We start from the raw sequence: 12,806 nt of genomic DNA on the forward strand, positions 1-12,806 counted from the left end.
CCACTGAACATCCAAAAAAACTTCTCCGCAAGTTCTCCACGAGTTATCCATAGGTTTCCCCACCATTATCCACAGATTATGCCCTCAGTGAATCAGGGCGTGGAAAACTATGTGGATTGCTGTAACCGGGGTAGCTAAAAACAGCCCTGATGAAGCAGGAGGCCCAATTTGCTATGTGGATATCTAAATGGAGCATAGCCTATATAGCCCGCAGTAGGATTATTCCGACTTCGGTGCCAGCTGCTACTTGTCCGGACACTAATATCAACTGCTTGCCAGCGAGCCTAGGATGCTACACAGGCCTACCCTGCCAACAGGCGCACCCATGCGGCTTCGCAACGCAAAGCATTGGCAGAACCATAGGCCAAACAAAACGCCCGATTCCGGAGACCAGAATCGGGCGTTGCTGCGTGAAAACATAGGGAGCTAGAAGCTAATGGCCTCCACGTTATCGAAATTAGAGCGGACCTGAATGGTTTTGGGAAAGAGGTACACCGGCTCCGTAGGCACCCGCAGTTGGGGGTCGGGGCCTTGCCAGCGCCCGTCTTTGTTCGCGTCAATCAGCACCCGAATGCGATAAGCGCCGGGTTGCAGGTTATTGAAGCGGTAGGTGCCACGGGGGCTATCGAGGGTTGTTTGGACCTGGCCGGTACCGTCCAATAGCTGCACCCAATACCGGGTAGCTTTGGTCTGGATAGAACCGCTGAGCGTACCGGCAGCATTCTGATCTGTTACACGCAAGCGCAACGGCTTTAGTCCAAGCGGCTGCCCCGATAGATTTTGAATAGCTGTACTATCAAGCAGAATAACGACGTTTTTACGGGCCGTGGTGTTTAGAGCTACGGTGAGGGTAGTGCGGTCGGGGCTCAGCGCTCCGTCTTGTGGCACGCGGAGCGGCCGGCGCTTCACCGAATCTTCTACCAGCGTGCCAAAGGGCTTTTTGGCATCAAAGCGAATGGGTTCATTAAACACAAACCGCACTTGCCCTTGCCGGTACACCTCCCGCAGGCTACCTTCCACGGCATAGGTAGCGCCCCGTTTGGCCGGTGCCGTGCCCTGAAACCGAACATTGACAGTATCACGGCCTACGTTGCCAGCACTGTCGGTAGCGGCCAGCAGATAGCGGCCCTCCGGGAGTGCTGGCGTACGAAACAAGACGGCCGTGCGCCCGCGCTCCGTAAGGAGCACACCTTCATTAAGCTGGGCAGCGGCTGGGGCCGCCGTTGCGCCCAGTGGGGCAAGTACGATGCGTTCCACCCCTTCATTGTACGAAATCCGATACTCCGTTGGGCCGGGCTTTTGGGTAGTAATAAGGGCACGGCGCGAATCGGGGCGTACCAGCTGAAAACGCAGGCTGTCGGGTGTGGCACCGCTCACGGAAAGCAAGTCGGGCAGATACGCAATACGCTCTCCTTCCTCGTAGCGGTTGCTTTGATTTTTGTCCAGCAATGCATACGCCCGGTATTTTCCAGCTTTCAGATACTGCAGCTCAAAGGCGCCCTGCTTATCGGTGCGGGCCAGGTAGTAGGGCTTGCCGCGCCGGATATTGGCCGTATCGGTTTCGGGGTACAATACCACCGATACATTTTCGGTGGGCTGCTCCGTAAGTAAGTCGGTTACTACCCCGCGCACCGAGCCCGAGTCGAGCTGCGCGCCGGTGCTAAAGCTAATGATGGCTTTTTCTGCCGGGTTGCTCTCCGTAATGTCACTGATAGAGCTACCGAAGTTGAAGGAGTACGTGGTGTTGGCTGCAAACGGCTTATCGAAGAGCAGGGTAATGGAGGTGCGGTCTTCGCGCACTTTATAGGTGTCCTTCTCGCCGAGGACCGGAGCCACAATCAAGTTCTTCTGCAAATCCTTTACCTGCACCTGCTCCGAAAACTCCAGCCGCACTGATTGGCCCTGCACGTTCCGCTCGCCGTTGGCAGGTATGCTCTTCACGAGTTTAGGCGGAATAGTGTCGCGGATGCCTCCTTCGGGTGTGCTGATGGCAGCGCATCCGCTCAGGCCCGTAGCGGCCAGAAAGCAGAGAAAAAGACTAGCTCGGGCTGGTTGTAGCATATACAATAGGTAGCGAGAACGGAAGCCGGCAGCGGTGGCTGCTTCAGGCACCCCGAAGGTACAACGAGGCGCGGCAACCCTAGCTCACTAGGTGCTCAACGCCGATAAAGGCAAAAACTGACATTCCGGCCCCTGCAAAAAAGATGCTCACCCACTACGGAAGCATACTTTGTTAGCAGTAGCCGGAATGGCAACTTTCAGAGTGTGTGCAGGGTAACCTCCCTCCTACCCTGCCGTGGCGCGCTTGCGGGCCACATAAATCAGGCTGGAGTACTGGCCATCGTGGCTGGAGGCGTAGCGGTTCGACTGGTAGCCGGCTTTGAGCACCGTCAGCATTCCACCGCCCCGCTCGGCGCGGTGCTTTTCACTGAGCATGCTCACGTAATAGGCATCCAACGGCATCGGAAGTACCTCCTGCACCTGCATTTTATGCTTTTTCAGCAGCTGCTTCATGGTTTTGGGACTGAAATGATACAGATGCCGCGGCACATCGTAAGCAGCCCAGTCCTGGCGGTAGTGTTGCGCATCTAGGCTATCAATGTTAGGCACTGCAATAATGAGGGTGCCATCGGGCTTCAACAACCGGATGAGCTGCTGCAAGGTATCGTTCAGCTCATGAACGTGTTCCAGCACGTGCCACAGGGTAATAGCGTCGTAGGTGGCAGTCGGGAGCTGGGCTAAATCCAGAAGCGGCAAGGGCTGGCCAATGCGCTGCGTGGCTTCTTCCCGTGCCCGGGCATTGGGCTCCCACCCCGCCACCTTCCAGCCATTGGACTTAGCCGCCGCCAGAAAATGGCCCGTTCCGCAACCATAATCAAGCAAGCTTCCTTTGCGCGGCGCCAGCTTATTTACGAGAGCCACTTTGCGGCGCATCGTGAAAAAACGTGCCACTTTATAGGCCTGATTGATCATGCCACCGGCACCGCTGTTGTGGGATACATATTCGTCCGACTCGTAATAGCTGCCAATGTGCGCCGCATCGGGCCGCGGATTGGTGAATTGGAACGAGCAAGCTTGGCACTGCTGAATGGCAAAGCTTTCCTTGCTAACCGATTTATCTTCTACTACCAGTTTATTGCTAAACTCGGTTTTGCCACAGACGGGGCACTTCTCCAAACGCTCGTAAACCACAGATTTGCGCTGATTAATTTGATAACGCTGAGCCCGGCAATACAACTGCTACCGCCGTCGGCTGCACCACGAAGGTACGAAACCAAAGATGCCACGAATTCAGCGAGAATCCGTGGCATCGTTTTTTCTGGCAGATCAGCCTAAACAAGCAGGTTAGCTGCCTTACCGACCTAGATACACCATCAGTACCGATACATCGGCGGGCGAAACCCCACTGATCCGCGAAGCCTGCCCCAGTGTTTCGGGCTGAATCTTGAGCAGCTTTTCGCGGGCTTCGTGCGAGAGGGCCGGCATGGCCTGGTAGTCCAGGCGGCCTTTAATCTGGAAGTTTTCTAGCTCCTGCACCCGGGCTGCCTGCTGGTGTTCTTTCACCAGATACGACTCGTACTTTACCAAAATTTCGGCTTGCTCCAGAGCTTCGGGGCCGTAGGGGGCTAGGGCCAGCGTAAGGCCGGGCAGCACTCGGGCCAGTGCGGCCAAATCCACGTTGGGGCGGCGCAGCAAGTTTACAGCGCGCGTTTTCTCATGGATGGTTGCCGAGCCGATTTCCGTCAGCCAATCGTTGATTTCCTGGGGCTCGATGCTGTGGTTTTTCAGCAGCTTGGCTACCTCCTGCGTTTGGCGTTCTTTTTCGCGCACTAGCTCCATGCGCTCCTCAGAAGCTAAGCCCAGAGCATGGCCCAGCGGCGTGAGGCGTAGGTCGGCGTTGTCCTGGCGCAGCAACAGGCGGTGCTCGGCGCGGCTCGTGAACATGCGGTACGGCTCGTCGGTGCCTTTATTTACTAGGTCATCAATCAGCACGCCAATGTAGGCTTCGCTCCGCTTCAGAATGAAGGGCTCTTTGCCGTGCACCTTGTTGTGAGCATTGATACCAGCCATGAGGCCCTGGCACGCAGCTTCCTCATAGCCCGTAGTGCCGTTGATCTGGCCCGCGAAGTAGAGGTTCTGGATGCGCTTGGTTTCCAGCGTTAGGTGGAGCTGCGTAGGCGGGAAAAAGTCGTATTCAATAGCGTAACCAGGGCGGAACATTTTTGCGTTTTCGAAGCCCGCAATCTTACGCAAAGCCCGGTACTGCACGTCCTCGGGCAGGCTGCTTGAGAAGCCATTCACGTACACTTCAACGGTGCTCCAGCCTTCGGGCTCCACAAAAATCTGGTGGCGGTCTTTGTCAGCAAAGCGGTTGATTTTGTCTTCTACGCTAGGGCAGTAGCGCGGCCCAAGCCCCTTAATGCGGCCCTGGAACATCGGCGACTTCTCGAAGCCTTCCTTCAGGATTTCGTGGACCTCCGGGTTGGTATAGGTAATGTAGCAGGGGCGCTGCTTTACCAAAGCGGGCGTGTCGAGGTACGAGAACTTGCTGGGGTTTTCGTCGCCGGCTTGCTCTTCCATTTTAGAATAGTCGAGGGAGCGGCCATCTACACGGGGTGGCGTGCCAGTTTTCATGCGGCCAGCTTCAAACCCGAGCTCTTTGAGCTGCTCCGTAATGCCGGTACTGCCTTTCTCGGCGGCGCGGCCACCGCCAAACTGCTTTTCACCAATGTGGATGAGGCCGTTCAGGAAGGTACCGTTAGTAAGCACCACGGCTTTGCCCCGGAACTCAATTCCGAGTTGGGTTTTTACACCAACTACCGTGTTGTTTTCTACCACCAAACCCGTTACGGCTTCCTGCCAGAAGTCCACGTTCAGGGTTTGCTCCAGGGTCATACGCCACTCTTCAGCAAAGCGCATCCGGTCACTTTGCGCCCGGGGGCTCCACATGGCGGGGCCTTTAGAGCGGTTCAGCATCCGGAACTGAATCATGGTTTTGTCGGTGATAATGCCCGACTGGCCGCCCAGAGCATCTACCTCGCGCACAATCTGACCCTTCGCCACCCCGCCCATGGCCGGGTTGCACGACATCTGGGCGATGGTGTTCATGTTCATCGTCACGAGCAGAACCTTGGAGCCCATGTTAGCGGCCGCGGCGGCGGCCTCACATCCGGCGTGGCCGGCTCCTACTACAATAACGTCGTACTCTTCTTGCTGAAACATGGACCGCGAAAGCAAATGATGTAAGGCTGCTGGCTGCAAGGCAACTGGTATGCACTACGGCCGGCTGGTAAATGGCTGAATGGAGTAACAGGAAAAGCGAACGACAAAGTTCGCGCGGCCTAGCACGCAAAACGCCCGCGTTTGGGCGGGCGCTTCCAAAGAAATCAGTTCCGAAAACCGGACGCAACACGCTCAAAACGTGTGCAAAGATACGCAGTTACGCTCTTCTTTGCGCACTGCCTAACCGCAAGCTGCCTAGACCCGGCCCGGGCTTCAACCCCGATAGGCACCTAGGCTGGCTTATTCGGCGTCGTCCTGATCTAGAAAATCAACGGGCCAATCGGTAAGTAAGTCAGCTGATTGAGCCGCCACAGTATTCCAGGCAAAAGGAAGCCACCGGCCGCTGGCGCTATCAAACACTTCCGTAGCAGCCGGGCACGGAAACAGTTTGTAGTCGAATTTGGGGTAGTTGTGTACCAGGTAACCAGGATAGTAGTAGTCCATTTGCTGCTGCCGGGCCCGATTGATTTTTAGCAACATCAGGTATTTCCCCAAGCTATACTTGCGGTACGCCGGATGGTAAAAGTTCATGATGCCGGCCATGCTGCGCGCCCCGTTATCCAGGATGCCTGCTGCCACTAGCTGGTCTCCGTCGCGCAATTCAATTACCTCCGTATTAAACACGTTGCTGTTGGCCCCAGCTAGTAAAAAGGCTTCAACCGTTTCGGGGGCATCAAACGTGATGGAGCTGCGGTAAAGCCCGTAGAGCTCCTCTAGCTCCTCTGTGAGCTGGAAAGGCTTAATAATGACCGTAAACCGTTGGTTGGCGCGCAGTAGTCGGCGCTGCTCAGCCCCGTACTGCACCTCTTTCAGCGCAATACGCAGCCAGTGCACCGTATACAAGGAATTATCAAGGGGTAGAAACCGGCAGGTGAACAGGTCCTGGTGCATCCGGTAATACCCTTGGCTCAGATAAAAATCCAGCGCCTCGCCTCGGATAACAGGTGTATAGGAAGGGCTCGCGGCCATAGAGGTAACTCTAATTGAGATTACAATATGATGATAATATCAATTTATTTCCGGTAAAAGGTAGAATACATATAAATTCGGCGGTGGTAAAATAACAGGTAAATAGCTTGCTGCTTCCACTTATTATTTGTGTTCGTTAATAACTATTTGAATGCGGAGCCAATCCATAACCAGGGAGCTGTTAAACGAGCAGGTTTTGCGCACGAGGACCGCACATTTTTAGCGTAGCGAGCAATTGACAGCTTCCTAGATGCTGGTCTAGCCGCTGCCTTTGGCACTGAGCCGATGCGCCAGTGGCGGTAATACGTTTCGATAAGCTTTCCTTTCCCTCTTCGGTAAGGGACCACGTGCCACTACGATACACGCTAGGCAACTGGTGCCACAACTGGCGGGCGGTAGCGGTATCCCGCGTGCCGAGTACCCTAGCGACAATACGCCGCGTGTGCCGCTCCACAGCCAACCAGAGCTACACTTTTCGCTTTTTTTGCCCCACAAAGGTCCACATCTCATCCAATTCCAGCATTCGGGGCCAACTCGGCATGGGGCTTAGGTGGGGCCAAGCCTGCACTTTCTTTGCCAGCCGTATGATGGTGGGGCAAGATGCCAGTCAACCGCACGCTAGCCCGTTGTGAGACGCGCTCGACCAGCAACTTTTCCACCTGCGCATATTGCACCGCTTTGTGCGGCGCCGCGGGGGTGAAGACGGCTTGGTAGCGGCAGGCAGTGTACTGGAACTTGGGCTACCCCTTAAGGCTGCTATTTTTGCGCAGGACCGTGCTACCACACTTCTGGCAGGAAAAAGAGATCTGAAGGATTAGACAAGATACCGATCACCTGCTGTTTTGCCGCCGCAATAAATTTTTTATGATTATAAAAATAATAATCTAACATCAATATTATAAATACCATGCAATAATAAAATATAGTTGTTTTGCGTAATTACCACAATAATACATGCTACTATGAAATTTTAAAACATCAGAATATAGATTGTTATTATTGAAATTAAATTTTAATAATTAAAAAAGATATGCATAATACATCGGTATATATTATAAATTATCTTTGGTTTAAAATGTATTTTTTATATATAGATCTTAATTTCTTTGTTTTATCTCCATAAATAAATTTTTTAAATGAATTTATTATAATTTCATCCTTAGTGTAAAATAAGGATGCTTCTATCGCTTTTATTTTATTAATTATATTACCATTGGGGACTCTGCTATAATAAAAATTTTGAAAAAATATTAAAATGTCCGAACGCTTCATTGCTTTCAGATGTGGATGTCTTTTAGAACCAGCATAATGTATGAGGTAAGGGTAACTACTCCCTTCTTTTACTTTTTTAAGCTCAAGCTGATGAGTTTCTTCTCCATCACTCCATAACATATATGAATCAGGAAGTAGCTTAATTTGACCTTGATCAGATTTGATTGGCAGTATAACATTTAGGATAGATTGATCAACTAAAGGCATTAATTCCATATTCGTATAATATGGAAATTCCTTCGGATTGAAATATTTTTTCAAATCATACTCCGATATTTTACCAGTGCTCACTAACATTTGGCCTGCATTAAAAACATATCCTGGATAGCTATATTGAGGTTCTTCTATAATTATTTTATTAAAATCAAAATATGTTTCTTTTATGTATGCGTGATCTTGTTTTAAATTTCTATAATCTGCATCTACTACAAAATCGTATCCCTCTGATCTAGAGTAGAGATCTTCCAAAAGTTTTCCAACAAATATGATATCTGCATCTAATAGTAGTGGTCTTGAACCTGGGAAAAGATCAGATATTAAGAAATGTAATTTTGCTGCACTCCATCCAAAATGCTTTTTGCCTAAATCGAGGACTTTTACATTAAAAGCCTGCTCCAATTCTTGAGATGAAAAATCCCCCCTGAGGTAATCTTTAACTATGTATATATCAATATCGGGATAATAATACCGAATACTGGCTATGCATATTTTGGCTAGGAAAAAATCTCCTTTATTGCAAAAAACTACTACAATCTTACGTTCCATTGTGATTTAATCTATCTCCTAAATTAAAATGTGCGTAAAGATAGGCAGTCGTCTTCCTTTTTGCGCATAGCCGTCTGGCTAAGCAGGTCCTTGTCAGCGTAGCCGAGTAAGTGTAGCACGCCATGAATCATAACGCGGTGCAGCTCATCACGGAACGAGACGCCCATTTGCGCCGCGTTTTCGCGCACCCGATCCACGGAAATAAAGATGTCGCCTTCGAGAATATCGGCATCATCGGCGTTATCAAATGTGATGACGTCGGTGTAGGTGTCGTGGTTGAGGTACTCCACGTTTACCTTGTGCAGGTATTCATCGGAGCAGAAGATGTACGTGAGCTGTACAATTTCATGCTCGTGTACTTCTGCCACGCGCTCAATCCAGGAGGTTAGCTCCTGGGCATCGGCTAGCTCAAAAACAACATCTTCTACCAGAAATTCAATGCCTGGGCCTTCGTCGCGGCCAAAGTCATCATCTTCCTGGTCATTGTGCTCGGTTGGCAAATCGCTCATCGGGGCAAAAGGAGGCTAGTAGGTGGCAGTTTCGGCGCCGTTTACGGTGGGCTGAGTGGCCGAAGAAGCAGGCAGCATAAACGTGAGCTGCACGTTGCGACCATCTTTCCGGAACTCTACCTCATCCGCCAAATGGCGAATCAGGAAAATACCCCGACCACCTGGGTTCTCCAGGTTTTCAGGAGCCGTGGGGTCAATCAGGTTCGTGTAGTCGAAGCCGGTGCCTTCGTCCTCGATTTCGAACTTTACTAGGTTCTGATCTACAGATAAGGACAGAAACACGTTTTTGTCTTTATCGAACTTGTTGCCGTGGCGGATAGCATTGTTCACTGCCTCGGTTACGGCCACCATGATGTTGCCGTAGATATCGTCTTCGATGTGAAACGTGTCCTTCGAGTTATCGATGAAACTCTCCACAACACGGATATTTTCGACCAGCGAAGGAATCTGAATTTTAACCTGCTTCATATAAAGAAAAAGAGGGGGCAGCGGGGGAAGGGGGTAAAATTAGCTGAACGCTATTTCATTTTCTGAAAATATTCACTCACCTCGCGCTGATAGTACGGAGTAAGCGCCGGTGGGACGGTGCGAAGGAGCTCCGTCTGCCGGTTTTGCTGTCGTTTGTATTGTTGAAACGCTGGCGGAAACACGGGCGAACGGTTTTGGGCTGTCTGGGCTTCGCGCTTATCATCCTGGTCCCGTTCTCTGGCCGATTTCTCGGCTTGCAGCAAACGGGTAAGGATTTGGCGCTGGCGCATGATAGTCTGCTCCGTCAGCCGCTTGTTTACGAGGTCGGTTTCGGTTTGTTCCATCATTTTTTTTACATCGCCGAGGCCGCCGGCGCCGTCTTGGCCTTTACCATCTTTGTTGGAGCCGGGTTTGCCGCCGCTTTTCTGCTGCATGCGTTCCAGCTCCTGCATGGCCTGCCGTAGCATTTGTTGCTGCCCTGCCAGCTTGGCCAGCTCCTCGGAAAGGGCGCGGCCTTGCTTGCCACTTTGCTGCAGTTGCTGAATCTGCTGGTTGAGTTGCTGTTGCATGCGGCCTAGCTGGCCTTCGCCGGCACTGCTGCCTTTCTTCTTTTTACGGCCGGGTTTGCCCCCACCCTGCTGTTGCTGGCTCTGGCTTTGGCGCTGCTGCTCCTGCATTTGCTGCAAGGCGTCGTTCAGCATCAGGGCCAGATTGTTCATGCTGGTCATGGCCAGTTGCTGGGAGTTAGTAGCCCGGCCAATGCTGCGCTGCCGAATCTGGTCGAGGCTTTCGTCCATGCGGCCGTTCATCTCGCCTACTTCGCGGGTTACAAAGCTCTTGATCTGGAACACGCGCTTGGCCAAGGCATACAATGAGTCCTGCACTACCCGGGCGTCGTCCTTGAGCTTGCGCTGCGTCTGGCCCAGCTGCACAAAGCGCGGGTCGCTCTGGTCCACGGTTCGGAACTGCTTCATCAGGTTTTCCTGATCGAAGGAGAGCTTCAGCAGGTTTTCCAGGATGTCGCGCAGGTCGTCAATATTTTCCTGCTGCTCATCTGATTCCTCTTGGTCCATTTGCTGCTGCATTTTCTGGGCCATCTGCTGCATCTTCTGGGCGGCCTGCTTCTGGCTCTGGCTGGCTTTCTGGTTCTGGCTTTTGCCCAGCTGGTCCTGGCTTTCCTGCTGCTGCTCGTCTACTTGTTCCTGGTCCTGCTTCATCTCATCGGCGCCGTTCTGGCCGTCGAGCTGCTCGTCCAGCTCTTTCATTTGCTTCAGGTCCTGCTTTAGCTCCTCAAACTTTTGCTGCTGCTCGGTTTGCTGCTGTTTCAGGTTCTGCTGTTTTTGCTGCTGCTGGTCTTTGCTGAGGTTGTTTTCGGGGTTGTTCTTGTCATTCTTCTGGGTTTCATCGGCCAGCTTTTGCTGCTCCTGGGCCAGCTGCTGTAGCTTTTCCAGGGCCTGATCCTGCTTTTGCTCAAACTGGAGCTGCTTAAACATTTCGAGGGCACGCTCCAGCTCTTTCTGCAGGGTATTCTCTTTGTTTTCCAGCTGCTGCAGTAGTTTCTGCATGTCGGGCTGGTTCTGGTCCTGCTGCTGGTCTAGTAGCTTCTGCAGCTCTTCGTAGAGCTTTTTGGTTTCCGGGTCGAGCAACGTTTCCATGAGCTTTTTCAGCTCCTCGGCTTTCTGCGCTAGCTCCTCATTCTTCTGCGGGTCCAGCTGATTTTGCTGCTCCTGAAGCTGCTCAAACTGGCGCTTGAGGTCGTTGAGGGCTTGGTCCATCTGCTGCTTTTGATCCAGCATGTCTTTGAGCTGCTTGCGGTCCTGAAAGTTTAGGTCGCGCTTCACCTTCAGCTTGTCTTCGGCCTTGGCCAGCTCCCGCTCCATCTTCTTTGACTCCTGCGCCGCTTGGCTCAGTTGGCTTTGTACTGCTTGGCTCTGAGAGGCCAGCTGTTGGCGCAACTCGGTCCGGTTGGGTAAACGGAACTCAGCGGTGCGGCTGCGGGCAGCTTTGGGGCCATGCACGCCGTCGTTGTCCCACACCTGCACGAAGTACTCCAGCCGGTCGCCGGGGCGCAGGTTCAGGGGGCGCACATCCCACTGGTAAGCATAGCTTTGGCTGGGTCCACTACCTAGCGGCAGCGCCCGAACCTGATAGCCTGCGTTGGGCCGGCCTTTGCTGAGCACGCGGTAGTGCAGCTGCAGGCGCGAGAGGCCGTAATCGTCCCGAACGTTGCCGCCTAGGGCCAAGTAGCGCAAGGAGGTGCTGTCCTGAAACGCTTCCAGCGTTACCTCGGGTACTAGGTCTGGAATTACGGTCAACTGGTACTCAATCGGGTCGCGGTTGGGGCTGGCGGCATTGCGCAGGTGCACTGAGTACTGCTGGCTTTTCACGGCGCGGCGGGCCAGTAAAAACTGGCCGGCGTCGGGCTGGGCAGTTACCGTTTCATCGGGGTTCCGGAATTTCAGTAGGAGCTGGTCGGTAGCTTCCGTGTCAAACTCCCACCGAATGTCCGAGCCTTCGGGCACGGTGAGGTTGCCGGTGTTGCGGATGGTTTCGGCGGGTTTGCGCAAATAGGCGGGGTAGGAAACCCGCACGGCAAAGTCGCGCAGATTAGGCCGGGCCCGTACTGTCAGGTCATACTCTGAGGAGGTGAAGCCCGCTGCCGCCAGCTGAAATGCTACGTTCTGGCGCAGCTGCCGAAAATCAAACCGAAAGCGGTTGCCACTTTCCCGAACCAAATGCCGCTCGCGGCCATCATACACAATGCTGATTTCGTTGGGCAGGGCAGTGCCTTCCACCGTCACGTTCAGGGTAAAGTCTTCGCCCTTAAAAGCCGTTAGGTTTTTGTTCTCCACCACAAACCGAAAGGGTGCCGGTGGGGTGTATTTGCGGTTGTAGTGCAGAATCCGCTCGGTGCCCTGCACAAAAAGACTAGGGTACACCAGCAGCAAAAGTGCCACTACGGCTGCCGGTACGGCCACGTACTTCCATAGTGGTTTGGTCTGGGCCTTAATATTAATACCACGGCTGAACTCTACACCGCGCAGCTGGCCGGCACGCTGCTCTAGGCTGGCGGCCAGCAGTGCATTGTCCTGGGCTTGGCCGCGCAGCTGCAAGGCGTTCAGTAGCTTATCCTGCACGTCGGGGAACAGCTCCCCTACTCGTTGGGCCGCTTGCTCATCGCTGAGCATGCGGCGCAGGTTGGTCAGGGCTGAAAGGGGCTGCCAGATCCAGCGCCCAAACGCGTACACCACGCCGCCCACAAACCCGAAAAACAACCCGGCCCTGACCCAAGTAGGCAGGTACAGGAAGTACTCGAGTAGGTTAAATACCAGGAAAAGGCTGAGCAGCAGCCCGCCGGTAACCAGCAGCCCGCGCACCAGCAGACTTATATAAAACTTGCGCTTAAAGGCATCGAGGCGGGCCAGTACATCGTCCAGCGCCCGAGTCGTTGCGGGGTCTTTCTCCACTACCATAGGTTTGCTGCCTGATACGGGCCTGGGAAAGATACAGATTTCGGCCCGGCGGCTGCATCTACCTGAC

The 12,806-nt window shown here is 53.2% G+C and carries 8 protein-coding genes; all 8 read right to left on the bottom strand.

The features are described 5' to 3' along the window. Positions 1-426: 426 nt before the first annotated feature. The 8 genes from ACYVGU_RS13820 to ACYVGU_RS13855 all read right to left on the bottom strand — a co-directional run bounded on the left by ACYVGU_RS13820 (position 427) and on the right by ACYVGU_RS13855 (position 12,739). On the bottom strand, positions 427-2,061 hold the full coding sequence (locus ACYVGU_RS13820) for an Ig-like domain-containing protein (protein ID WP_460622558.1): 1,635 nt from the start codon (positions 2,059-2,061) through the stop codon (positions 427-429). A gap of 225 nt (positions 2,062-2,286) precedes the next feature. Beyond that, positions 2,287-3,192: a class I SAM-dependent methyltransferase gene (locus tag ACYVGU_RS13825; protein WP_460622559.1), complete on the bottom strand. Its 906-nt coding sequence runs from the start codon at positions 3,190-3,192 to the stop codon at positions 2,287-2,289. 162 nt (positions 3,193-3,354) lie between these two features. Next, a complete protein-coding gene (gene mnmG / locus ACYVGU_RS13830) occupies positions 3,355-5,223 on the bottom strand; it encodes a tRNA uridine-5-carboxymethylaminomethyl modification enzyme MnmG/GidA (protein ID WP_460622560.1) in 1,869 nt (622 codons plus the stop codon). Positions 5,224-5,523: 300 nt separating this feature from the next. Then, positions 5,524-6,252 carry a GNAT family N-acetyltransferase gene (locus tag ACYVGU_RS13835; protein WP_460622561.1) on the bottom strand — a complete coding sequence of 243 codons (729 nt, stop codon included), beginning with the start codon at positions 6,250-6,252 and terminating at the stop codon, positions 5,524-5,526. Between the two features lie 1,059 nt (positions 6,253-7,311). Then, complete coding sequence (locus ACYVGU_RS13840) at positions 7,312-8,289, bottom strand: hypothetical protein (RefSeq protein WP_460622562.1); 978 nt, start codon at positions 8,287-8,289, stop codon at positions 7,312-7,314. Positions 8,290-8,312: 23 nt separating this feature from the next. Then, positions 8,313-8,798: an rRNA maturation RNAse YbeY gene (gene ybeY / locus ACYVGU_RS13845; RefSeq protein ID WP_460622563.1), complete on the bottom strand. Its 486-nt coding sequence runs from the start codon at positions 8,796-8,798 to the stop codon at positions 8,313-8,315. A gap of 15 nt (positions 8,799-8,813) precedes the next feature. Continuing rightward, positions 8,814-9,266, bottom strand: a complete 453-nt coding sequence (locus ACYVGU_RS13850; protein WP_460613207.1) for an ATP-binding protein — start codon at positions 9,264-9,266, stop codon at positions 8,814-8,816. A 50-nt stretch (positions 9,267-9,316) separates the two neighbouring features. Continuing rightward, on the bottom strand, positions 9,317-12,739 hold the full coding sequence (locus ACYVGU_RS13855; protein ID WP_460622564.1) for a DUF4175 family protein: 3,423 nt from the start codon (positions 12,737-12,739) through the stop codon (positions 9,317-9,319). Positions 12,740-12,806: the final 67 nt, after the last annotated feature.

This window comes from Hymenobacter tenuis, assembly GCF_054780495.1.